Origin of the sequence: Streptococcus sp. M334 (assembly GCF_000187745.1) — a bacterium.
In the GTDB taxonomy this organism is placed as follows: domain Bacteria; phylum Bacillota; class Bacilli; order Lactobacillales; family Streptococcaceae; genus Streptococcus.
The window spans coordinates 852,057-876,782 of the sequence record NZ_GL732486.1; the positions used below are offsets into that span (position 1 = coordinate 852,057).

22 protein-coding genes are annotated in these 24,726 nt (G+C 40.4%); 2 read left to right on the forward strand and 20 right to left on the reverse strand.

Annotated features, from left to right (window positions below; all coding sequences use genetic code 11):
- Nucleotides 1–7 precede the first annotated feature (7 nt).
- The 4 genes from HMPREF0851_RS08605 to HMPREF0851_RS08620 form a co-directional block, all read right to left on the reverse strand.
- Entirely contained in the window at nucleotides 8–1,102 is a 1,095-nt protein-coding gene (locus HMPREF0851_RS08605; protein WP_000031943.1) for a cystathionine gamma-synthase, read from the reverse strand.
- Nucleotides 1,103–1,266: 164 nt separating this feature from the next.
- Nucleotides 1,267–1,722: a hypothetical protein gene (locus HMPREF0851_RS08610; RefSeq protein ID WP_000500949.1), complete on the reverse strand. Its 456-nt coding sequence runs from the start codon at nucleotides 1,720–1,722 to the stop codon at nucleotides 1,267–1,269.
- A gap of 313 nt (nucleotides 1,723–2,035) precedes the next feature.
- Nucleotides 2,036–3,994, reverse strand: coding sequence for a peptide ABC transporter substrate-binding protein (locus HMPREF0851_RS08615; RefSeq protein ID WP_000813948.1), 1,959 nt, complete (start codon nucleotides 3,992–3,994; stop codon nucleotides 2,036–2,038).
- Nucleotides 3,995–4,199: 205 nt separating this feature from the next.
- The gene (locus tag HMPREF0851_RS08620; RefSeq protein WP_000064184.1) at nucleotides 4,200–5,822 is read right to left on the reverse strand and encodes a polysaccharide biosynthesis protein; all 1,623 of its coding nucleotides are present in this window, start codon (nucleotides 5,820–5,822) and stop codon (nucleotides 4,200–4,202) included.
- 105 nt (nucleotides 5,823–5,927) lie between these two features.
- Here HMPREF0851_RS08620 and HMPREF0851_RS08625 point away from each other — a divergent pair, with 105 nt between their 5' ends.
- Nucleotides 5,928–7,373 (forward strand): UDP-N-acetylmuramoyl-L-alanyl-D-glutamate--L-lysine ligase, encoded by a 1,446-nt coding sequence (locus tag HMPREF0851_RS08625; protein WP_000590286.1) that lies wholly within the window; start codon nucleotides 5,928–5,930, stop codon nucleotides 7,371–7,373.
- A 47-nt stretch (nucleotides 7,374–7,420) separates the two neighbouring features.
- On the opposite strand, the gene HMPREF0851_RS08630 is transcribed toward HMPREF0851_RS08625, so the two are convergent.
- The 15 genes from HMPREF0851_RS08630 to HMPREF0851_RS08700 all read right to left on the reverse strand — a co-directional run bounded on the left by HMPREF0851_RS08630 (nucleotide 7,421) and on the right by HMPREF0851_RS08700 (nucleotide 19,016).
- A complete protein-coding gene (locus HMPREF0851_RS08630) occupies nucleotides 7,421–7,612 on the reverse strand; it encodes a CsbD family protein (protein WP_000051182.1) in 192 nt (63 codons plus the stop codon).
- 101 nt (nucleotides 7,613–7,713) lie between these two features.
- Complete coding sequence (locus HMPREF0851_RS08635) at nucleotides 7,714–8,364, reverse strand: DUF1803 domain-containing protein (protein ID WP_000614490.1); 651 nt, start codon at nucleotides 8,362–8,364, stop codon at nucleotides 7,714–7,716.
- Complete coding sequence (locus HMPREF0851_RS08640) at nucleotides 8,348–8,860, reverse strand: YiiX/YebB-like N1pC/P60 family cysteine hydrolase (protein ID WP_000892237.1); 513 nt, start codon at nucleotides 8,858–8,860, stop codon at nucleotides 8,348–8,350. Before HMPREF0851_RS08640 ends, HMPREF0851_RS08635 begins: the two co-directional genes overlap by 17 nt.
- Nucleotides 8,861–8,946: 86 nt before the next feature.
- A complete protein-coding gene (locus HMPREF0851_RS08645) occupies nucleotides 8,947–9,882 on the reverse strand; it encodes a manganese-dependent inorganic pyrophosphatase (RefSeq protein WP_000036051.1) in 936 nt (311 codons plus the stop codon).
- 271 nt (nucleotides 9,883–10,153) lie between these two features.
- A complete protein-coding gene (locus HMPREF0851_RS08650; protein WP_000349605.1) occupies nucleotides 10,154–10,450 on the reverse strand; it encodes a GIY-YIG nuclease family protein in 297 nt (98 codons plus the stop codon).
- Nucleotides 10,440–11,189, reverse strand: coding sequence for a tRNA1(Val) (adenine(37)-N6)-methyltransferase (locus HMPREF0851_RS08655; protein WP_000390787.1), 750 nt, complete (start codon nucleotides 11,187–11,189; stop codon nucleotides 10,440–10,442). Before HMPREF0851_RS08655 ends, HMPREF0851_RS08650 begins: the two co-directional genes overlap by 11 nt.
- Nucleotides 11,190–11,241: 52 nt before the next feature.
- A complete protein-coding gene (locus HMPREF0851_RS08660) occupies nucleotides 11,242–11,604 on the reverse strand; it encodes a S1 RNA-binding domain-containing protein (protein WP_000689591.1) in 363 nt (120 codons plus the stop codon).
- Nucleotide 11,605: 1 nt separating this feature from the next.
- A complete protein-coding gene (locus tag HMPREF0851_RS08665) occupies nucleotides 11,606–13,006 on the reverse strand; it encodes a bifunctional Cof-type HAD-IIB family hydrolase/peptidylprolyl isomerase (RefSeq protein WP_000339012.1) in 1,401 nt (466 codons plus the stop codon).
- Between the two features lie 401 nt (nucleotides 13,007–13,407).
- On the reverse strand, nucleotides 13,408–13,647 hold the full coding sequence (gene rpsR / locus HMPREF0851_RS08670) for a 30S ribosomal protein S18 (RefSeq protein WP_000068664.1): 240 nt from the start codon (nucleotides 13,645–13,647) through the stop codon (nucleotides 13,408–13,410).
- 31 nt (nucleotides 13,648–13,678) lie between these two features.
- Nucleotides 13,679–14,149, reverse strand: a complete 471-nt coding sequence (gene ssbA, locus HMPREF0851_RS08675) for a single-stranded DNA-binding protein SsbA (protein ID WP_000609606.1) — start codon at nucleotides 14,147–14,149, stop codon at nucleotides 13,679–13,681.
- A gap of 11 nt (nucleotides 14,150–14,160) precedes the next feature.
- A complete protein-coding gene (rpsF, locus tag HMPREF0851_RS08680) occupies nucleotides 14,161–14,451 on the reverse strand; it encodes a 30S ribosomal protein S6 (protein WP_001151778.1) in 291 nt (96 codons plus the stop codon).
- A 152-nt stretch (nucleotides 14,452–14,603) separates the two neighbouring features.
- Nucleotides 14,604–15,947 carry an asparagine--tRNA ligase gene (gene asnS / locus HMPREF0851_RS08685; protein WP_000167140.1) on the reverse strand — a complete coding sequence of 448 codons (1,344 nt, stop codon included), beginning with the start codon at nucleotides 15,945–15,947 and terminating at the stop codon, nucleotides 14,604–14,606.
- 22 nt (nucleotides 15,948–15,969) lie between these two features.
- The gene (locus HMPREF0851_RS08690; protein WP_000777458.1) at nucleotides 15,970–17,148 is read right to left on the reverse strand and encodes a pyridoxal phosphate-dependent aminotransferase; all 1,179 of its coding nucleotides are present in this window, start codon (nucleotides 17,146–17,148) and stop codon (nucleotides 15,970–15,972) included.
- On the reverse strand, nucleotides 17,145–17,633 hold the full coding sequence (locus HMPREF0851_RS08695; RefSeq protein WP_000747179.1) for a DUF5590 domain-containing protein: 489 nt from the start codon (nucleotides 17,631–17,633) through the stop codon (nucleotides 17,145–17,147). Before HMPREF0851_RS08695 ends, HMPREF0851_RS08690 begins: the two co-directional genes overlap by 4 nt.
- Nucleotides 17,634–17,819: 186 nt before the next feature.
- The gene (locus HMPREF0851_RS08700) at nucleotides 17,820–19,016 is read right to left on the reverse strand and encodes an MFS transporter (protein ID WP_000908495.1); all 1,197 of its coding nucleotides are present in this window, start codon (nucleotides 19,014–19,016) and stop codon (nucleotides 17,820–17,822) included.
- 388 nt (nucleotides 19,017–19,404) lie between these two features.
- On the opposite strand from HMPREF0851_RS08700, the gene HMPREF0851_RS08705 reads away from it, so the two are divergent.
- Complete coding sequence (locus tag HMPREF0851_RS08705; RefSeq protein ID WP_000039626.1) at nucleotides 19,405–19,953, forward strand: NADPH-dependent FMN reductase; 549 nt, start codon at nucleotides 19,405–19,407, stop codon at nucleotides 19,951–19,953.
- Nucleotides 19,954–20,188: 235 nt separating this feature from the next.
- Here the strand turns inward: HMPREF0851_RS08705 and HMPREF0851_RS08710 are convergent.
- The coding region (locus HMPREF0851_RS08710) for an SIALI-17 repeat-containing surface protein (protein ID WP_000300970.1) at nucleotides 20,189–24,726 on the reverse strand (4,538 nt) is incomplete at its 5' end.

The following is a 24,726-nucleotide window of genomic DNA, read 5'->3' on the forward strand; positions in this document are numbered from 1 at the left end:
CTTCGTCTTATCCTTCCAAGGCTTGGCGCAAATCTGCAATCAAATCTCTAGCATCCTCAATCCCAATCGACAAGCGCAAGAGGTCATCTGTCAAACCATAAGAATGGCGCACTTCTGCTGGAATATCAGCATGAGTTTGTGTCGTTGGATAAGTAATGAGACTCTCCACTCCACCCAAACTTTCCGCAAAAGAGAAGACCTTGAGGCTGTTCAAAATATGAGGAATGCGTGTTTCATCGGCTACTTTAAAGGAAATCATGCCCCCACGACCAGTATAGAGAACTTCCTTAACTGCTGGAGAATCCTTCAAAAAGGCAACCACTTCTTGGGCGTTAGCTGTTGAGCGCTCCATACGAAGAGACAAGGTCTTGAGACCACGAATCAACTGGTAGCTGTCAAATGGAGACAAGACTGCTCCTGTCGTATTGAGATTGTAGAAAAGCTTCTCATATAATTCTAAACTATTGGTCACAACCACTCCAGCCAAGACATCATTATGCCCTGCTAGATACTTGGTTGCTGAATGGAGAACGATATCTGCTCCGTCTTCAATCGGACGTTGGTAGATAGGGCTATAGAAGGTATTATCCACCACCACTTTAGCACCCTTAGCATGAGCTAATTTTGCTAGTTTTTCGATATCAAATTCCAACATCAAGGGATTGGTTGGCGTTTCGATATAGAGGACATCCACATCCTTCTCCAACTCCCCAATCAACTCTTCTTCTGTATTGGCATAGGTAAAATGGAAACGGCCTTCCTGCTCAACTTGGTTGAACCAGCGGAAAGAACCACCGTAAAGGTCACGGACAGCCAAGATCTTACTTCCTACTGGAAAGACGCTAAAGGCCAGTACAATAGCTGACATACCTGAGCTAGTAGCTAGAGCATAGTCTGCTGACTCAATAGCCGCCAAGACTTCTTCTGCCTTAGTGCGAGTTGGGTTTTTGGTACGCGTATAGTCAAATCCAGTAGATTTACCAAACTCTGGATGCTGATAGGTCGTTGAAAAATGAAGCGGTGTCACCAAAGCTCCTGTCGCTTCATCTGATTTGATACCCGCCTGGGCCAAAATTGTGTTAATGTGTAATTCCTTGCTCATACAATACCTCCAAATCTATAGTAACTATTGTACCACTTATTTTCATCAACTCATTTTCTTCTTTTCAAGAGCTAGTTATAGTTTCAAACTATAGACTTATCGAGTAAAGCTAAAAAGAATCCAGAAAAGCTTCCAAATTCTTTTGTGACAATGATTGCTAGGGTTTACTTTAACCGAAAGAAATCGTGTTGGGCTAAATAGTCATAATGGTCTTTGTTAAATTGATACTGGCCCACATGCTGACTAATCTGACCAACTTCCACGGAAAAAATATAGTCTTCATTTTGATAGTGCCAGTTCAGCCTAACTGTGTTCAAGACTGTCTTATAAGTAAAATCTTTAACTTGATTCCAAGGCATCTCTACGACTTGATTAGAATGATTTTCTGTTACATCATTGATGTCCATCAAGTAGATTCCCTTAGGTGTGAATGCCAGAATCTTAGGCTTCACACTCGACTGAACATAGTAGGCTCCTCCTATAATGAAAAAATCAATAAAGGATTTCAGCCATGTCTTTTTCTTAAAAGCCATCAGAAAATTCCTTTGTCCTTCAATGTGGCAAGTTGAGAGAAATGATTCAATCTGTTTTTCTGTTGCAAACTCCATAATAGCGCCCATGATGTTACCTCCATAACGATTAGTAAACAGGCAGATAAGAACTCTTCACATAAAGAAGAACTTATCATTTGTTGCATTTTATCTTATTTTTTTAGTAGACAGCATCCCTCCTATAACATTACCCTAGCATGTGCATACTTCCATTAACGCTGGAAGAGACTTTCGAAAATAGTTTCTCACGTTTTTGTTATATTCATTATAACATAAATTTAATAAACCAATTAAAAAATGTAAGCACTTTTCTTCCAAATTCGCCATCATTCTATTAAAAAACGACAGCTTCTTTCGAAACCATCGTTTTCTTGAAAAATCCTTATTTGACATGTTTTGCCAATTCTTCTTGGGCTTTTTTATTAGATTCTTCTTTTTCTTTCAACCATTTTTCTTTGGCTTTTTCATATTCGTCTTTCGTAACTGTCTTATCTTGTACTTTGAGGTATTTATATGATTCGACCCCTTTATTACCAGCTAATGAATACGGTGAAGAGAAAGGAACTGTTTTTCTCAATGTTGGTGTTCCGCCTAGTGAAACATTTGGAATTGCTAGAGAGCTATCTACCAACCAAGCTTGGGCATCCGCATATTTTTCATAACGTTTAGCCGGATCTTGCTCCTTATTAGCTTCTTCCAACATTTGAGTGTAGACATCTAGTCCAACAGCCTTGGCTTTGTCATTGGCTTCACCCGGCTCTAAACCTAGATTTTGCAACACTCCACCGGAATTAATATTAAAAATATCAAGGTAGCTTGATGGATCTTGATAGTCTGCGCTCCAGCCACCGTTGTATAGATCGTAATCCTTCTGAGCTGCAGTCTGAGCCAAATAGCTTGTATTATCAAAGTCTTCAGTAGAAAGTTGTTGAATATCAATTACAACATTTTCTGCACCTAAGGCTGCTTCAATAGATTGCTTCATAGAATTTGCCTCTTGGACACCCTTTTTAGCAGCTTGGTCAACTGTCATGTCCAAGTGGATAGGGAATTGGACTCCTTTAGCTTGGAGTTCTTTCTTAGCTTCAGCAAATTTATCCTTGGCTTTTTCAGCATTGTAGTATGGATCTTGAGCATCCGCAAAGTTGATGCCTTGCCATTCCTTACCATAGTTGACCATCTTAGAGGCTACTACTTCACCAAAGTCTTTTCCGTTGATACTTACGAAGTTTGGAGGAACAACCAAGTTACGCAAAATCTTAGTTGCACCATCTTCTCCCTGAGATTGAGCCCCGTAGGCTGTACGATCATAGGCAAAGTTGATGGCTTGACGGAAGTTTTTGTTAAGAACCGCTTCCTGAGTCGATTTCTTTTCAGCATCACTTGTTTTTGAAGTGAATTTATAAGATTTTCTATCTAGGTTAAAGTTTAAGAAGTAAGAAGTTGCATTTTGCAAGCTATAGATGATATTGTCCTTATTCTTTTCTTTAATCCCTTCAAAGCTTGAACTATTTGGATAAAGACGAGCGTAGCTATAAGCCCCCTCGACAAAGTTACGAGCCAGTGCATCTTGGTCACTACCATCATAATAGGCCAATTTGACATCATCTACAAAGACATTTTTAGCATCCCAGTAGTTAGGATTTTTCTTGAATTCGATGACAGATTTTGAAACAAAGGATTTCATCAAGAAAGGTCCATTATACAAAATGCTAGATGGGTCTACCTTCCCAAAATCATCCCCTTTTGATTTCAAGAAATCTGCATTGACTGGGAAGAGAATGGTTGAAGTTGTTTTTGAGTTCCAATAAGATTCTGGTCGTGTCAAGGTATATTGAACAGTTTGGTCATCAAGAGCCTTAACTCCGACAGTTGAAAAGTCGCTTGTTTTACCAGTGATATAGTCATCTAAACCAGCAACGGATTCTTGCACTAAGTACAAGGCTTCTGATTTTTTATCAGCCGCATATTTCAAACCAGTGACAAAATCTTGGGCAGTTACAGGAGCATATTCATCTCCATCTGCAGTATACCATTTAGCATCTTTCCGCAGTTTATAGGTATAGGTCAAACCGTCTTGAGAAACACTCCAATCCTCTGCCAAAGATGGAATATAGTTTCCATACTGGTCATTTTCCATGAGACCATCTACCAGATTGGTCACAATATCATTGGTTGTTGCACGGTTTTCTGCTAGATAATTCAAACTTGATGGGTCACTTACGTAAACATAGTTATATGTTTTTGACGCCGTGCTAGAACTTCCACACGCGCTTAATAAAATACCTGCACTTAAAACGATACCTGCAAGTGCTGCATACTTGGCCTTAGACTGTTTCATCTCCAGAACCTCCTGATTTAAATATTTGTCTTATTATACAACTTGGGTTTTATTTAGTCAATAGTTTTTTAAGTAAAATTTAAGAAAAATAAAATTACCATCTACAAACTTTAGTTATCATTCTACAAATTAATAAAAAAGAGAATAATTTGAACATTTCATGGTAGAAATGTTCAAATTATCCCTTTTATTTATCAATGTTTTTTTAAGTTAACTTTAATTTGATTCGTAAGCGATCTGCTTGGGCTTTTCCAATCACCTTATCCAACAAACGGGTACGGAGACTCATAACTCCATAAACACCTCCACCCATGGCACCGACAAGGGCTACATATAGGAAACTCCACAAACGTCCACTTGGTTGGAAGACAAATCCTAAAATCCACTGCAATGTCCCAACTACTAGAAACATGAAAAGAGTTAACAAACTGATTAAAATGGTTCGTTTCAAAATCACCTTGCGCTTAACACCAGTTACCTTGCAAATGTCTCGATACATCAAAACATTAGGAATAATGAGGCCGATGGTTGTGGAAATCAAAGGTCCATAACTGTGAAAGAGAGCAATGGTTGGCAGTTGTAAGACCAGCTTGGCAATGGAACCATAGATAAAATAGAGAACGGCCTTGCGGTTGCGGAACATGGCTTGAAGCATTGGAGACAAAACCATGTACAAGCCTAAAATAGTAGACTGTAAAACTGCAAAGACAAACAAGCCCATAGCCAAACTATCTGGCTTGCCATAGAAGACTGTATAAAGAGGTTCTCCTACCATGACTACTCCAACCGTTGCTGGTAGCAAGAATAGGAAAAGCATAGTGATGCTGTCCTGAACTAGACGAGAAGCCGCCTTCAAGTCCCCCTTGACATAGTTTTCAGTCAACAATGGTAAACCGACACTCCCAATCGAAACCCCAACAGAAATCAAAATCATAGTAATCTTATTAGGATTGGCTGAGAAATAAGAAAACATGACAACCAAGTCTTCATTACTATAGTTGGTAAACCAACTCATACTATTGATAAAGGTCATCTGGTCCAAAATCTGGAAAAGCTGGATAGCAGACCCTGTCAGGATAAAAGGAATGGCTTCCTTAATGGTGTCGATCAAAAGACGCTTGCTGTTAATTTTATCCCTTGTTTCAAATACTCTTTTGAGTAACCCTTCTTGAGCAAGGAAATAAATCAAAACTGCAAAACTGGCTAGCATACCGACAAAGGCAGCAAAGGTGGATTGGGTAACCGCTGCTAGATAATCTCCTGAGCCCATTTTCATAATCATAAAGGTAGCTAAGAGCATCCAAATAACACGAATGACCTGCTCAGCGATTTGGCTCATGGCATAAGGTTTCAGGTTATTCATCCCTTGGAAGAAGCCTCGGATAACACTCATAGATGGGAAAATCAAGACCGCCCAAGCCAAACTCTGCATGATTGGGATCAAGTCTTTCCCTACACCCGACAAGTCTGCTAGCCAAGGAGCAAAGACATACAAGACCAAAGCAAAGACCAGACCTAGTCCTGTCATAAAGCCTAAAAAGCTCCGAATCAAGGCAAAGCTATGCTCTTCTTCTCGCATGGTATTATACTTGGCCACTTGCTTGGCCACCGCAACTGGAATACCCGCTGTTGAAATCAGCAAGAACCAAGCATAGATATTGTAGCCCATGGTAAAGAGACCATTTGCTGTAGCCGCATAAGACCCCATCCAGATATACCAAGGGATGATATAAATGGCACCGAGTAGACGACTGATAAAGTTACTAGCCGTTAGCCAAGCAGTCCCCCGTAACATCTGGGCCTGCTGGTGATTGTTTTCGTTAGACATAGATTCCTCATTTAATTTTAATCACTAGGAAAAATTCCTCATCTTCCATTATAAACTTTTCCTTGTCACTTGTAAATTTACGACTTTCGGTTTACAATAGAAAGTATGATTAAGATTGAAACCGTATTAGATATTTTAAAGAAAGATGGTCTCTTCCGTGAGATTATCGACCAAGGACATTATCACTACAACTACAGCCATGTCGTATTTGACACCATCTGCTATGATAGCCGCAAGGCCAAAGAGAAGAGCCTCTTTTTCGTCAAGGGTGCTGCCTTTAAAAAGGAATTTCTGATTTCTGCCATCTCTCAAGGCCTCGGTTGGTATGTGGCTGAAGAAGACTATGAAGTTGGTATTCCTGCTATTATCGTCAGCGATATCAAGAAAGCCATGAGTTTGGTAGCTATGGAATTTTATGGAAATCCACAGGAAAAACTCAAACTCCTTGCCTTTACTGGTACTAAGGGTAAAACAACAGCAGCCTATTTCGCTTATAACATCTTATCTCAAGGGCATCGACCTGCTATGCTCTCGACCATGAACACAACTCTAGATGGCAAGACTTTCTTTAAGTCTGCATTAACAACCCCTGAGAGTATTGATCTCTTTGATATGATGAATCAGGCTGTGCAAAATGACCGTACCCACCTCATCATGGAAGTATCCAGTCAGGCCTATCTGGTCAAACGTGTCTATGGTCTAACCTTTGATGTGGGAGTTTTCCTCAATATCAGTCCAGACCATATCGGCCCGATTGAACACCCTAGCTTTGAAGACTACTTCTACCACAAGCGTCTCTTGATGAAAAATAGCCGAGCAGTCATCATTAACAGTGACATGGACCACTTCTCTGTACTAAAAGAACAAGTCGCAGATCAAGACCATGATTTCTACGGTAGCCAGTCTGATAACCAAATCGAGAATTCCAAAGCCTTTAGCTTTTCAGCTAGAGGTAAACTCGCTGGAGATTATGATATTCAACTCATTGGACACTTCAACCAAGAAAATGCCGTTGCTGCTGGACTTGCTTGCCTCCGTCTCGGAGCTAGTCTTGAGGACATCAAAAAAGGAATCGCTGCAACCCGTGTTCCTGGTCGTATGGAAGTCCTCACTCAGAAAAATGGAGCAAAGGTTTTTATCGACTATGCACACAATGGTGACAGTCTCAAAAAACTAATCAATGTTGTAGAAACTCATCAAACTGGAAAGATTGCTCTGGTGTTAGGTTCGACAGGGAATAAGGGAGAAAGCCGTCGTAAGGACTTTGGCCTCCTCCTTAATCAACACCCTGAGATTCAAGTCTTTCTGACTGCTGATGACCCCAACTATGAAGACCCAATGGCCATTGCAGATGAAATTAGTAGCTATATCAATCATCCTGTTGAAAAAATTGCGGATCGCCAAGAAGCCATCAAGGCAGCTATGGCTATCACAAATCACGAATTAGATGCTGTCATTATCGCCGGTAAGGGAGCCGATTGCTACCAAATCGTCCAAGGCAAGAAAGAAGCCTATCCAGGAGATGCAGCCGTCGCAGAAAATTATTTATAAGATAGTAAAAAAATCAAGGGAAATGAAACCCTTGATTTTTTCTATTTTTATTTAAAAGCGTTTTTCAAACCTTCAACGGCACCTTCTACAGCACCTTTAGCATCTTCAACTACTTCTTTTGCCTTAGCAACTGTCTTTTCTACAGCGCCTTCTGCTTCAGTCTTGCCATCTCCAGTAACTTTACCAAATCCTTCTTTGATAGCGCCTGTTGCTTGTTCCAATTTGTTTTCAAGTGACATATGATTGTCTCCTTTAATTTTATTCCGATATGTGTTACCGGTTACATATAGTTTATACCGAATACTAAGGAAAGTCAAATAATGTGCTCAGAAACAAGAAATCAGTCCAAGTATAAAGTTAATCTTTCCTTATCCAAATCGATAGCCAACTCATACTTTCCATCTTCATTTTGGACAATATAACCTAGGACAACTAAACTGTCCACAAAGATATCACGGCGTTTCTGCATAAGCTGGTCTTTTTTGAGAAATTTCAACAAAAAAGTCGTCATATATTTGAGAGCATACTCAGGATTGAGATCTCCCAAAATGTCATAGAGATCCTGCTGTTTTTCTGTCAAAGGATACTGATGTTTGACCTTGTAGAAATAATTGGAAAGGGTCATTTTTGTTCTCGCAAAGTCTGTCTTTTCAACTAAAATAGCAGCATTGGTTTGATTGCGCAATTCCGTCTCAAAACTCTGCTCTAACAAGGTTTGATAGACCGGACTATCTTCGCTGACAAAAATCTCTTGATCCAGTTCGAGACTATCGAGTGATTCAAGCATAGGAAGATTAAGGTAATAACGCTTATTTTCTCGTAGAATCAAACCTGCCTTTATATACTCTTCCATGAGTTTGTCAACTGCTACATCTGGAAACTTGGCCTTAATTTCCCGTAGAATCACATCATCATGCTGATCCAGATAGCGGATCAATTCTCTAAAAAATGGCTGTCTCGTCAAACGAGATGGATTAAAAATCTGAATCATGAAGATTCCTTTCTTTACTTTCTAACAGAGGCGATGCTGCCAATTGATTGGGATTGGTACCGGGCTGGTTCAGAGGAACGGGCAAACCTAGTTCTCTATAATACTCTCTCCAAAAATCACTAATCTCCTGCTCCCCATCTCCAAATTTCATAGGTATGGTCTCAAAAATCGGTAGGATTTCTGCCATGTACTGGGAACAGTAAAAACCTTCTCCATCTGGATAGAAAGAAGCATTATAAGGAGCTCCCAGATGTTTGCTAGCTTTTTCCTTCACAGACTGGATATCCATTTCTGGGTAAACATAGAGGTCGTAAAAATGATTGGACTCAAAGAAGTCTGCCGGTTCTTGACAGACAACACCAGCCTGTCCACTAGCGTGGTAAATCATCCCATCCAAACAAATCGCAACATGGTTATAGTTGCCTGTGGAAGTCTGGATGGCCTGCCCCATATCTGACTCATCTCTCACAAAAATCAAATCGCCATTTTCTAACATGCTTCACTCCTAGAAAAAAAGGAGCCGAAACTCCTTTTGATATAAGTCAAACTAGCCTGTTCTAATTTGAATTAACACTCAAAATCTTAAGCATTAAAGCTTTCAGTCAATTGAGGTACCACTTGTTTCTTACGTGAAACGGCACCAGCAAGGAAGGCATGATTGTTTTCAAGTTTGAAGTTGAAGGCTGCTTCAACCTTGCCCATGTTAGCACCAAGAGCCAAGATTTCTGAGTTTGAGTTGACGATATCTGTAATCATCAAGACAAAGTCAGAGTAACCGTTTGCTTCGTTAGCAGCTTGCATTGCAGCTTCGATTTCTGCTTGACGTTCGAAAACTTCAGCGATATCAACTGTGTTTACTTGAGCAACACGGACATTATTTCCGTTCAATTCAAAAGTTTTAGCATCGATGTCAATCAATTCTTCAGCAGATTTGCTTGCCAAGTTGGTACCAGCTTTCAACATAGCCAAACCATACTCTTCTAAGTTTACACCAGCTAATTCAGCCAATTCAGGAGCAATGACTGTATCTGTTGGGTGTGTTGTTGGTGATTTCAAAAGAAGGGTATCTGAAATCAAACCTGAAAGCATCAAACCAGCAATCTCTTTAGGCACAGCCACACCATGTTCTTTGAACATACGATAAACGATTGAAGACGCTGAACCAACTGGCTCCAAACGCATGTAGAGTGGGCTTGCAGTTTCAAAGTTAGCCACACGGTGGTGGTCTACAACACCATAAACTTCTACTTCAGCGATATCTGATACAGATTGTTGGAATTCATTGTGGTCAGTCAGGATAACTTGCTCTGCGCCTTCAGCTTTAGCAGAAGTGATAACACGTGGTGCTTCCACACCAAAATAGTTCAAGACAAAGGCTGTTTCTTCATTTGGAGTTCCAAGGGCAACAGCTTCCGTATCCAAACCGTAAGCTTCTTTTGCAAGGTAGGCAAAGGCTACAGATGAACCGATGGCATCTGAGTCTGGATTTTGGTGACCAAATACTAGAATCTTAGACATGATAATACCTCATTTTGTTTATTCTCTTTATTGTAGCATTTTTTTCGCTTTTTGACAAAAGTAAGAGGAGTCAAAGGGCTCCTCACGATTCTTCAAAATAACTGATACTCTTCGAAAATCAAATTCAAACCACGTCAGCTTCGCCTTGCCGTAGGTATGGGTACTGACTTCGTCAGTTCTATCCACAACCTCAAAACAGTGTTTTGAGCTGACTTCGTCAGTCTTATCTACAACCTCAAAGCAGTGCTTTGAGCAACCTACGGCTAGCTTCCTAGTTTGCTCTTTGATTTTCATTGAGTATGAGTAAATTTCTATCTTGATTTTCAGATAAAAATCTTTCCTTCTGTGGCCTCTTCTTAAGCTTGAGAAGGGCTTCAGCCGACATGGCTTCTTCCTTACTGGCAAAACCTTGAGCATAGATAAGTTTGACTGGCAAGCGTGCTCGTGTATATTTGGCTCCCTTCCCACTATTGTGGACAGCGAGGCGTCTCTTCACATCAGTCGTATAGCCTGTATAGTAGGATCCGTCACGACACTCCAGCACGTACATATAAGCCTTATGATCCATAATAAATCTCTTCAAGTTCAGGCGTATAAGAGCCATCATCATTGTGGACAATGAGAGGTGGCAAGACCTTAAAGCCACTTGTCGAGCCATCCTTGATAGCCTCAATCAAAAGCATATTGGCTTCCTTTTCTCTTTTTGGATAAACAAACTGCAGGCGCTTAGGGGCTAGATTATGCCGTTGTAAGGTATCCAAAATATCCAGAAGACGATCAGGACGATGAACCATAGCCAAACGCCCATTGGATTTGAGAATACTCTGAGCACTACGACAGATTTCCTGCAAATTGGTCGTGATTTCATGGCGCGCCAAGAGATAATGCTCGCTCTCGTTCAAGTTTGAATGAGGATCCACCTTGAAATAGGGCGGATTACACAAAATCATATCCACCTTACTTCCCTGGATGTAAGCAGGCATATTTTTCAAATCATCACAGATGACCTCCATCTGCTCTTCCAAACCATTCAAACGGACAGAACGCTCAGCCATATCTGCCAAACGCTCCTGAATCTCAACAGCCAAAATCTGTGCATGAGTCCGAGTGCTAGCAAATAGCCCCACTGCTCCATTTCCAGCGCAAAAATCCACTATCATGCCCTTTTTAGGAAAACGTGGAAAACGTGACAAGAGAACACTATCCACCGAATAGCTAAAAACCTCTCTATTTTGAATGATTTTAATATCTGTCGAAAAGAGCTGGTTAATACGCTCTCCTGATTTTAATAATTGTTCTTCTTCCATAGTCCTATTATAGCAAATTTATATTAACATTACAAAAGATAGAAATTTCTAACTAGTGCTTCTGATTTTTCAAATGTTGAAGGGCTTCCTTGGTCCAAATTGGCATCATTCGTTTGAGAGGAGCAAAGCCGTAGTTAAAACGGTCGCTTGAAAAGCGTCTCCGTCTCGGAAACTGGTGCTTTTCTTCCTCCAAAGTGCGGATAGAAAGGCTGGCTTTCCCTGTAAATTCATCTAAATCCACTACTTGAACTTGAACCTCTTCATCAACTTTCAAGGCTTCATGAATATTTTCAATAAATCCTGTTCGAATCTCTGAAATGTGAATCAGCCCCGTATCACCCGTCTCTAGTTCAACAAAGGCACCATAGGGCTGAATCCCTGTAATACGCCCCTTTAGCTTATCACCGATTTTCATCTTAGTCCTCAATTTCAATAGTTTCAATCACGACATCTTCAACTGGCTTGTCCATAGCCCCTGTCTCAACAGAAGCAATGGCGTCCAAGACAGCGTAAGAAGCATCATCAGCTAACTGACCAAATACAGTGTGACGGCGGTCTAGGTGAGGAGTTCCACCTTGGTTGGCATAGATTTCCGCGATTGGTTCTGGCCAACCACCACGAGCAATTTCTTTCTTAGAATAAGGCAGGTGTTGGTTTTGGACGATAAAGAACTGGCTGCCGTTGGTATTTGGACCAGCATTGGCCATAGAAAGGGCACCACGGATATTGTAAAGTTCTTCTGAAAATTCATCCTCAAATGATTCGCCGTAGATTGACTCGCCACCCATACCAGTTCCAGTTGGGTCTCCACCTTGAATCATAAAGTCCTTGATAATACGGTGGAAAATGACACCATCATAGTAACCATCTTTTGAAAGAGCTACAAAGTTAGCCACTGTTTTAGGAGCATGTTCAGGGAAAAGCTTGATCCGCAAGTCTCCGTGATTGGTCTTAACAGTAGCGATAGGACCTTCTACTGTTTCAATGTCTACTTGTGGGAAATGCAATTCTTTTTCTACCATACCAAATCCTTCTAAGGCATCAAAAATGCCATCTTCTTCTAATGTTTTTGTAATATAATCTGCTTTTTCTTTGATGTTACCATGAGAAATTCCCATGGCAACACTGATTCCAGCATAGTCAAAGAGTTCCAGGTCGTTGAGGCCATCTCCAAAGACCATGACGTTCTCTGGTTTCAAGCCAAGGTGTTCCACAACCTTTTCCACACCCCTTGCTTTAGAACCTGAAATCGGCACAATATCAGACGAATGTTGATGCCAACGAACCATGCGAAGTTTATCAGCGAGACTGCCAGGCAAGTGCAAGTCATCTCCTTTATCTTCAAAAGTCCACATCTGATAGATGTCTTCTTTCTCATGGAAATCGGGATCCACATCTAAATCGGGATAAATTGGATTGATAGCTTCACTAATCATATCGGTACGAGTCGACAACTTGGCATCATGACTCCCAACCAAACCATACTCAATTCCCTCTTGCTTGGCCCAATAGATATACTCCTCAACATCTGATTTCTCAATCTGATGCTGATAAATGACCTGACCTTTTTTATCTTCGATATAGGCCCCATTTAAGGTCACAAAAAAATCAGGCTTGAGTTCACGAATCTCTGGCACGACACCAAAAATCCCTCGTCCAGAAGCAATACCTGTCAAAATTCCTTTCTCACGTAATTGCTTAAAAACAGTTGGGATTGAAGACGGAATAAAACCGGTCTTAGAATTTCGCAATGTATCATCAATATCAAAAAAGACAATCTTAATCTTCTTTGCCTTGTATCTTAATTTCGCATCCATCTCACTACCTCTTTCAATCTAACTCTTTCCATTATACCATAAAGTAGCTAAATCCCCTATTTTCAAAAAGTTTACAGGTTTATTGTAAGTTCTTTGATGAGAAGAAAAAATGTTTATGAAAAAGTAATCCGTCAGGGTCTTATAGTCAATGAAAATCAAAGAGCAAACTAGGAAGCAAGCCGCAGGCTGTACTGGAGTATGGCAAGGCGACGCTGACGTGGTTTGAAGAGATTTTCGAAGAGTATTAATTCGCTTTCTTGTTTTCAAGCTCATGAAAAAGAGGTCCACTGGACCCAACTAGCCCTCTCATTTCAAGGCTCATGAAAAAGAGGTCCACCAGGACCCAAACTCGCTCTCTCATTTCAAGGCTCGTGAAAAAAAGACCCAACCGGGTCTTTTCTTTAATCTTCGTTTACGAAAGGCATCAAAGCCATTACGCGAGCGCGTTTGATAGCTGTTGTTACTTTACGTTGGTTTTTAGCTGAAGTTCCTGTTACACGACGAGGAAGGATTTTCCCACGTTCTGAAACGAAACGGCTAAGAAGCTCAGTATCTTTGTAATCAACATATTCAATTTTGTTTGCTGCGATGTAATCAACTTTTTTACGGCGTTTGAATCCGCCACGACGTTGTTGAGCCATGTTTTTTCTCCTTTATAATTTTAGTTGTCCATTAGAATGGTAAATCATCATCTGAAATATCCAATGGATTTGTTGCTCCAAATGGATTTTCATCACGTGAAAAGTCTGGTACTGAATTTGTAGGCGCTGAATAGTTTGCAGTTGGTGCAGAGTAAGCTCCACCTGTGTGACCCTCACGCACACTACGGCTTTCCAACATTTGGAAATTCTCAGCCACGACCTCTGTCACGTAGACACGTTGTCCTTGCTGGTTATCGTAACTACGAGTCTGGATACGACCTGTCACCCCGATAAGCGAGCCTTTTTTAGCCCAGTTAGCAAGATTTTCAGCCTGTTGACGCCACATAACGACATTGATAAAATCAGCCTCACGTTCGCCATTTTGACTCTTAAATGTACGGTTTACTGCAAGAGTAAAAGTCGCAACTGCTACATTTGATGGGGTATAACGCAACTCAGCATCACGTGTCATACGCCCTACAAGTACAACATTGTTAATCATAGTTTACCTTCTTACGCGTCAGTTTTGACGATCATGTGACGAAGAATGTCAGCGTTGATTTTTGAAAGACGGTCAAACTCTTTAAGAGCTGCATCGTCGTTTGCTTCAACGTTAACGATGTGGTAAAGTCCTTCACGGAAATCTTTGATTTCGTATGCAAGACGACGTTTTTCCCAAGATTTTGATTCAACAACAGTTGCACCGTTGTCAGTCAAAATAGAGTCAAAACGTGCTACCAAAGCGTTTTTAGCTTCTTCTTCAATGTTTGGACGAATGATATAAAGAATTTCGTATTTAGCCATTGATATGTTCCTCCTTTTGGTCTAATGACCCCAAGACTTTGCAAGGGGTAAGTGAGGTTCGCTCACAATAAACTATTATACTAGAAAATAATTTTTTACGCAAGTAAAAACTCTGGAATTCGAAAAAACGCCACATGGGCGTTTTCCTGTTCTTACGGTTTAATACGGTGTAACATACGTGGGAATGGAATAGCTTCACGGATGTGTTTTGTTCCTGCTGCAAAAGTTACCATACGTTCGATACCGATACCGAATCCTCCGTGTGGAACTGTACCGTATTTACGAAGGTCAAGGTAGAATTCATACTCTGTACGATCCATACCAAGTTCATCCATCTTAGCTACAAGGGCATCGTAGTCTTCCTCACGCATAGATCCACCGATGATTTCTCCATAGCCTTCTGGAGCAAGCAAGTCTGCACAAAGCACGCGCTCTGGATTTCCAGGAACTGGTTTCATGTAGAAGGCCTTGATGGCTGCTGGATAGTTCATGACAAATGTTGGCACACCAAAGTGGTTTGAGATCCAAGTTTCATGCGGTGAACCAAAATCATCACCATGCTCAAGATGTTCGTAATCAGCATCTTCATCATTTTCATGCTCTTGCAAGAGGTCAATGGCTTGATCGTAAGTGATGCGTTTGAATGGCTCTGCAATGTAGCGTTTCAAGAGCTCTGTATCACGTTCCAAGGTTTCCAAGGCTTGAGGCGCACGGTCAAGAACACCTTGAAGAAGAGCTTTTACATAAGCTTCTTGCAAGTCAAGCGACTCATCATGTGTCAAGTATGAGTACTCTGCGTCCATCATCCAGAACTCAGTCAAGTGACGACGCGTTTTTGATTTTTCAGCACGGAATACTGGACCAAAGTCAAAGACACGACCAAGAGCCATAGCACCTGCTTCTAGGTAAAGCTGACCTGATTGACTCAAGTAGGCTGGCGTTCCGAAGTAGTCAGTTTCAAAGAGTTCTGTTGAATCTTCCGCAGCATTTCCTGACAAAATTGGGCTATCAAACTTCATGAAGCCGTTCTTGTCAAAAAACTCATAAGTTGCATAGATAATAGCATTACGGATTTGCATAACTGCCACTTGCTTGCGAGAACGGAGCCACAAGTGACGGTTGTCCATCAAGAAGTCTGTTCCGTGTTCTTTTGGTGTAATTGGATAATCTTGTGATTCACCGATTACTTCCACGTCTGTGATATCCAACTCATAGCCAAACTTAGAACGCTCGTCTTCTTTGACAATCCCTGTCACATAAACAGAAGTTTCTTGGCTCAAGCGTTTGATGACATCAAACTTTTCAGCTCCTACTTCTTCACCAAATTTTTCTACAAAGTTTGGTTTAAAGGCTACACCTTGGAAGAAGGCTGTTCCATCACGCAATTGCAAGAAGGCGATTTTCCCTTTTCCTGACTTATTGGCAACCCAAGCGCCAATCGTCACTTCTTGACCAACATAGTCTTTTACATCAATAATCGTTACACGTTTTGTCATTATTTTCCCTTTTCTTTTTCTTTTATTTTTCCATAAATGCTTTCAAGCGATTAACTGCTTCTTTAAGCGTATCTAGGCCTGTCGCATAGCTGAGGCGCACATTTTCTGGCGCTCCAAATCCTGCTCCTGTTATGAGTGCTAGACCAACTTCTTCAAGAATAGCCGTTGTAAATGCTGTTACATCGCTATAACCTTTCATCTCCATAGCTTTTTTGACATTTGGAAAGAGATAGAAAGCTCCTTGTGGTTTGACAACTTCAAAACCAGGGACTTCACACAAGAGTGGATAGATGGTATTGAGACGTTCTTCAAATGCTTGACGCATAACTTCCACAGAATCTTGCGGTCCAGTTAGGGCTTCGATGGTTGCATATTGTGAAACAGCAGTTAGGTTAGAAGTTGTTTGACCTGTCAATTTACTCATAGCTGCAATGATTTCAGGATCACCTACCGCATAACCTACCCGCCAACCCGTCATGGCATAGGCCTTAGATACACCGTTGATAACAATGGTTTGCTTGCGAATGGCTTCTGATAGACTTGAGATTGGAACAAATTCATTTCCATTATAAACAAGGCGACCGTATATATCATCAGCTAAAATCAGAATGTCATGCTCAACTGCCCAATTTCCGATAGCTAGTAATTCTTCACGAGTATAAATCATACCAGTCGGATTAGATGGTGAATTGAGAACCAAAACCTTTGTCTTATCTGTCCTAACTAGTTCTAGTTGATCCACCGTAACTTTAAAATCATTGTCTTCTTTAGCTTGAACAAAAACTGGAATCCCTTCTGCCATCTTGACCTGGTCTCCATAACTAACCCAGTATGGAGTTGGAATAATAACCTCATCTAAAGGATTAATTACAGCCATAAAGAAGGTATAGAGGGAAAACTTGGCACCTGTAGCAAAGGTAACCTCATTACTTGCGACAGAATAGCCATAGTAGCGCTCGAAGTAGGTATTCACTGCAGCTTTTAATTCTGGTAGACCTGAAGCTACTGTATAGAAGGAAGCCTGTCCTTCTCGAATAGCTTTAACTGCTGCATCCTGAATATTTTCAGGGGTGTGAAAATCTGGTTGTCCCAAGGTCAAGAAAAGGACATCCTTACCTTGACCTTTTAATTTTTTTGCTCTCGCATCACTAGCTAAAGTGACACTTTCTTCCATTTCTAAAACACGCTTGGATAGTTTCATAGGCCCTCCTTATTGACCAATGCTCCTGTTTCAAAATCTACTAGATAAAAATCAGAGCCTGACTTGACTTCCCAGATTGGCTTGTCTTGATAACGGCCAAAGGTAATCTTGTCAATCTCGCCAGCTCCTTTTTCCTTAGAAAGAGCTTCTGCTTTTTCTTGTGAAACACCTTGATTTAGCTGATAAACGTAAATCTTATGGTCATCTTTTCCAATCAGGACAGCAAGTGCTTCTTGTTTTTTATTACGACCAAGAACGCTATAATAGGATTCCAAGCCATTGTATAAATCAATCTGATTAGCCTGCTCTAACCCTGCATACTCCTGAGCTAATTTTTCTCCTTCACTTTTAGCTGTTTGATAGGGTTTCATGCCGAGAGAAACCAGATACAGAAAGGAAGCACTGATGACCACAAACAAAATCGTCATCCCTAGACCATACTGCCACAGTAGATTATTTTTTGCTTTTTTTTGTCTTTTTTTCACTCGTCTATTTTACCATCTATTGGGCTTTATTACAAGTGAATATAGGAACAATCACATTTTATTTCTCCCTTCAAACAAAACAGGGTTTTCCTATTTAAAACAGAGCAAGAAAAGTAAAGACACAAGCGAAATCAACGTATTAAAAAACTTGAGCTTTGGCACTCAAGTTTTCGTAATTTTTTTGATTTATGGAATCATTTTATCATCCATTCTTTTAGCCATTTTTCCTAAAAAGATAGCCAGTAGAAGGCCAACCATAACTAAAAAGAATCCTAGATAAAGAAATGTTACTACAAAGCCTAAATGGTCAATCAACCAGCCTGTCAGTGGGAAGAAGACAATCATACTCAGGCTAAACATCATAGAGTAGACACTCAGCATGGTTGCCCTTACTTCACTTGGAAGCCGCTCTTGCAAATCATTGTCAAAAATCGGCTGAAAAAGAGCATATAGAGCATTACTAATCAAATAAATCAAAATATAGATTAGAGGTGTTCCAAAATAGGACAGCAGGTAGGTAACTCCAGTCAGCAGGACGAGGACAGGGAAAAGCTTCAAGGCAGCATAGTTCTTTCCAATCTTACTCGCTAAATAGACTGCGACGATATTCAAGAGACTACCAAGTAGCATAACTGCTGAAATTTGCCAACCACTTAAATCTGGTAACTGATTTTGATAGTAAAAGTAAAACATGCACATGAGTGTTCCAACAATCTGAGACAAAATCATCCAGTTGAACAGCATGGGATTTCGCTCCAACTCTTCCTTAACAGTCCAAATAATCTGTTTCATGGTCACACTATCAGCTTTTTCTAGCTTGACACTAGGTTCTTTCAGCATCCAAATCAAGACAAGAACTATGATAGAAGTGGCAATCATGATATAGTAGGTCAGGTACAATTGACCATGGACAAAAAATCCCGCCAACACTGTCCCCAAAGACCGAGTTCCTTCTGCTACTCCTGACATAAAACTTGAAATAGATAAGTAACGCTTCTTGAGTCCAGCTTCCACGGCTGAATCATAAACCATTGCTGCGCTTGTTCCCGAATCAAAATTATAAGACAAGGCACTCACCGCCATAGCTAGTGCATAAATCCAAAAATTTCCCTGCCCAGTCAACATGAGAATGGAAGACAGAATCCCTGCTATTCGACTTAAATAAAGGTTGGTCTTATAGGAATAGCGATCAGCTAACATTCCAGATGGAATTTCACAGAGAAGACTGGTCGTATGAAAAATACTTTCCAGAAGTCCAATCTGCCAAAGAGACATTCCGTTTTGACTGAGAAAGAGAATCCAAAAACTGGTAATCCCTAGAAATGCAAAAAACTCAACTCCAGCCATCAGGCCAATATTTTTCCGATAATTTCTTATTAACATCTTTTCTCCTTAACAAGTGTATTATTATTTCTTTTGTCCGTCACTTGTTAATCTTTGCCTTACATGATCTCCACCCCTTTTTAGAAGCATTCTTCAATGCCATGATTGTTCCTTTAATGATTTATGAAATGATACCGGAAAATAGCTGTTCTGCGGTTTGTATTGCGAGTTTTCTTGTTTATTTTAGCACTTATGTCATCATAATACAAGAGAATATTAGAATACTCTTCGAAAATCAAATGCATTCCAGTCGCAAGTGATTAGATATTCTACAATTTTATAGTTTTACTTATCTTTGAGCAAATTTCTTGCAAGTCATTTTGTTTTGTTGTAATATACTTTATAACAACTAGAGAGTTCTCGGAAATTTAAGAAAAGGAGACAAATCATGTCTAAAAAAGTATTATTTATCGTCGGATCACTACGCCAAGGTTCTTTCAACCACCAAATGGCTCTCGAAGCTGAGAAAGCACTTGCTGGTAAAGCGGAAGTTAGCTATCTTGATTATTCAGCTGTTCCTCTCTTCAGCCAAGATTTGGAAGTTCCAACTCATCCAGCTATAGCGGCTGCTCGTGAAGCGGTTCTCGCTGCGGATGCTATCTGGATCTTCTCTCCAGTCTACAACTTTTCTATCCCTGGAACAGTGAAAAACTTGCTTGACTGGCTATCTCGTGCCCTTGACTTATCTGATACACGTGGCGCTTCTGCTCTTCAAGACAAGTTTGTCACCGTATCATCTGTAGCCAATGCAGGCCACGATCAACTTTTCGCTATCTACAAAGACCTTTTGCCATTTATCCGGACGCAAATCGTTGGTGACTTTACTGCTGCACGTGTTAATGACTCTGCTTGGGCAGACGGAAAATTGGTTCTTGAAGAAACAGTCCTAAACTCACTTGAAAAACAAGCGGAAGACTTGCTTAATGCGATTAAGTAAAAAATAGAGTATTCTAAGAAGTCTAAATCAATTATCGCCACCTAATAGGGTGGCATTTTTAGACTCAAAAAAGATTTTCAGACAAACATCACCCATCTAAAAAACCTTGAGCCTTACCACTCAAGGTTTTTAGCAGTCTTTTCCATCATAGGAAAATCATTCTAAGAATATTCTTTCATTCGAGATCTATCACTTATCATCTTCTTTCGAGAAATTAGTGACTGCTTTTGGCTGATTAATCTTCTTTTCTTCGTCCTACATATAGGCTCAATAGAATACCGCTACCTAAAAGAACAGAGATATAATCAGATTGGCTTCCAGTTTCAGGTAATTTGTCCCCATGGTTTTCTTTAACTGTAGTTGGAACTACTGGGTTAGCGTTTACTGGAGTTGCTGGTTGAGCCGGTGTTGGTACTACTGGTTGTTCTGGAACCGCTGGTACTGGTTGGACCGGTACTTCTGGTGTCGGTACATTTGGTATTGGTTGTGCTGGTACTGTTGGAATAGCCAATTCTGGTACTTCAGTAACCTCAGGCATTCCTGGTACTCCACCATTGAATTCTGGTTTGTCATAAACCGGAGGATCAAGTGGTGTTACCCCACCTGTGTATTCTGGTAATTCATGTACTGGTGGCTCTGGCATTGCAAACATTGGTCTTTCTGGCACATTAGGTGTTGGAGGAACTGGTTTGTCTTGACATCCACATTTACCATCTTTGCCGTCTTTACCGTCGCGACCATCTTTTCCATCTTTAACAACTGTTTTTGTCACAGTTCCGTCAGAATTGATGATTGTGATTGTATGACTACCATTTCCATTATCTTCAACAGAAACTTTTGGTGATTTACCATCTTTACCGTCTTTAATCACCATTTCTGTCTTACTTCCATCTGGATTAATGATTGTAACAACGTGAGTTCCGTCGTTATTATTTTTAACAGTTACAGTTGGTGAAATGCCATCTTTACCGTCTTTACCATCTTTGATAATAGATTTGTACTCACGACCATCAGAATCTACGATTGTTAATGTGTGAGTTCCGTCTCCGTTATCAACGATATTCGCTTTTGGTGATTTACCATCAAAGATTGTAGTTGTCGTTTCTTTACCATCAGTTCCTGTCACCTTAATAGTGTGTGAACCATTGTTGTTATCAATCACTTCAAGTTTTGGTTCTTTACCATCACGAACTGTAGTTGTTGTAGTTGTACCGTCTGAGTTCACAACTGTGATAGTGTGAGTTCCATCTCCGTTATCCACAACCTTAGCAGTTGGTGATTTACCATCACGAACTGTGGTTTCAGAAACAGTACCATTACCGTTTTCTACACGAATAGTGTAAGTACCATCATGGTTATCAGTAACAGTGGCTACTGGTGATTTACCATCTTTAATAATGGTCTCAGTAATTGTTCCATCACCATTTAGAACTGAGATCTTATGAGTTCCATTTTGTTCGTCAGTTATTGTTACTTTTGGTGATTTACCATCACGTACTGTAGTTTCAGTTGTCACACCTTCTGGATTTGTAATAACGATTGTATGACTTCCGTCTCCATTATCACGAACAGATGCGGTTGGAGTACGTCCGTCAACACCGTCACGCCCATTCTTAACAACAAACTCATTCTTAGTTCCGTCTGGATTAGTGATTGTTACTGTGTGACTTCCATCTGGATTTTCTCTTGTTGTAGCTGAAGCAGCTTTGCCGTCTTTACCATCTTTGATAATAGCGTTGGTAACATTGCCGTCTCCATCTGTGACTTTAACAGTGTGAGTTCCATCGTTGTTATCAGTTACTTCAACTTTAGGAGTCTTACCGTCTTTACCATTTTTAACAACTGTTTCTTTAGAAGTTCCATCTGGATTTGTTACAGTAATTGTATGGCTTCCATCTGGATTTTCAGTTGTGGTGATAGTAGCTGTTTTCCCATCTTTACCATCTTTAACTTTAGTAGTTGATTCAGAGCCATCTCCATTTCGTACTGTAATAGAATGTGTTCCATCTCCATTATCTGTCATTGTGACAACTGGTGATTTACCATCTGCTCCATTATCACCTTTTTCACCTTTTAGTCCATCAAGAACTGTTGCAAGTGGTTTTGTAGCATCTAATGGTTGACCTGGATTTGCTGGATCTTCTACAAAAATTTTAGTTTCATTACCTTCTTTTTTAGCAATTAGAGATTTTCCATCTTTACCATTTTTTACATTTACGGTAACAGGATCTTTTCCTGGTGTTGTAATTGTAATATCTGTACTATGTCCATCTGCACCTGGTTTAGCTGTAACTTCTGGTGTGTCTCCTTTTGCTCCTTGTGGTCCTCTTATATTGCCAGTCTTATTCCATGCTCCGTTTTGTTTTTTATAGACATTTCCTGTTGAACTATCAATATAAGTATCTCCATTTTTTCCATCTTTTGGAGTTGGTGCAATATTTCCACTTAAAAGTTCAGATCCATTACGTCCGTCTCTACCACTAGCACCATTTTCTCCATTAACTCCGTTCAATACATCACGTTCACTGATTAACTCATCTACTCCCGGATCGTAATGATTATTTCCATTATTATCAAAATAAACTGTAACATGAGTACCATCTGCGTTATCAGAAGATGTTGCTCTAGAATTAGGATGTCCTGATACTTCATCCGGGTTATTTCCTACACTTCTTCTAGCTCTTCTAAAGGAATCTTCTCCATTAACATATGGTTGTAAATCAATTTTAGGAGTTCGTCCATTGTTACCATTATGTCCATCTAGACCATCTCTAACTGTAAATGTTACTGGTTCTTTTCCTGGTGTTGTAATGGTTACAACTGTACTATGTCCATCTGCTCCACGTTGAGTTGTAACTGTAGGTGTTTGTCCATTTTGACCATTCGCTCCAGTTTCGCCTTTAGCTCCATCATGAACAAATACTGTAGTCGGTTGTGAACCATCGTGATTATCGACAGTAATCTCTACTCCCTTATGATCAACTTCTTCCTTACGAGCAGCAGTTACAGTTGGTGATTTTCCGTCTACCCCATCTCTAATTACTGCAAGAGGTCTGTCAGGAGTTAATGGTTGACCTGGATTTGCTGGATCTTCTTGATAAACTTTTGTTTCTTTACCTTCTTTAACAGTGAGCAATGACTTACCATCACGTCCATCAGCACCTTTAGCTCCATCTTTAATCATTTCAGAACCTAGAAGTTCATCAGTTCCCACAGTATATTTTCCATCGCCATTCTCATCAGTGTAGAATGTAACGATTGTATGAGATGGGTTACCATTTTGTCCCTCAACACGTAGTAGATCAACTTTTGGAGTTTTCCCATTTAGACCATTTTCGCCATTTTTAACATTTACTGTTACCGGAGTTTTTCCTGGAACTGTAAATGTAATGTCAGAACTATGTCCATCTTTTCCTGGTGTTACAGTTACTTCAGGAGTTTTCCCATCTTCACCTTTCTCTCCGTCTTTAACGATGGATGTTTGAACGAGCGTATCTGTGCCTTCTGTATAATTACCATCGCCATCTTTGTCAAGGTAGAAGGTTAGAGTAGTTTGTTTTTTAGCTTCATCACGAACAGCTTTGACTTTTGGTGTTTGGCCATTTTCTCCATTTTTAACGATTGTTGTAAGAGCTGGACGTCCTTCTGGTTGAGTGATAGTGATGGTGTGTGTGCCATCATGATTATCTGTCACTGTTACTTCTGGTGTGAAGCCATCACGACCATTTTCTCCCTTGTCACCTTTTGGACCTTTGATGTTGCCTGCTGGTTCCCATGCATTATTCTTCTTAACGAAGACATCTCCTGTGGCAGTATTAACGAAGCTGTCTCCATCTTTTCCGTCTCTTGGTGTTGGATCTACTTTTCCGTTTAATACTTCTTTACCATCACGTCCTGCTTGTCCAGCTGCTCCGTCTTGACCGTCTTTAACGATAGAGGTTTGAACGAGAGTGTCTGTTCCTTCTGTATAGTTACCATCGCCATCTTTGTCAAGGTAGAAGGTTAGAGTAGTTTGTTTCTTGGCTTCATCACGTTCTGCTTTAACTTTTGGTGTTTGGCCGTCTACTCCATTTTTAATTGTTGTTGTGACAGCTGGGCGACCTTCTGGTTGAGTGATAGTGATGGTGTGTGTTCCATCATGGTTGTCTGTCACTGTTACTTCTGGTGTGAAGCCATCACGACCATTTTCTCCCTTGTCACCTTTTGGACCCTTGATGTTGCCTGCTGGTTCCCAAGTATTGTTCTTCTTAACAAAGACATCTCCTGTGGCAGTATTAACGAAGCTGTCTCCATCTTTTCCGTCTCTTGGTGTTGGATCTACTTTGCCATTTAGAACTTCTTTACCATCACGTCCTGCTTGTCCAGCTGCTCCATCTTGACCGTCTTTGACAATTGATGTCTGAACGAGAGTATCTGTGCCTTCTGTATAATTACCATCGCCATCTTTGTCAAGGTAGAAGGTTAGAGTAGTTTGTTTTTTAGCTTCATCACGAACAGCTTTGACTTTTGGTGTTTGGCCGTCTACTCCGTTTTTAACGATTGTTGTAAGGGCTGGGTGACCTTCTGGTTGCGTAACTGTAATTGTGTGACTACCATCATGGTTGTCTGTCACTGTTACTTCTGGTGTGAAGCCATCACGACCATTTTCTCCCTTGTCACCTTTAGGACCTTTGATGTTACCTGCTTGTTCCCATGCATTGTTCTTCTTAACGAAGACATCTCCTGTAACGGTATTACGAAGCTGTCTCCATCTTGCCGTCTCTTGGTGTTGGA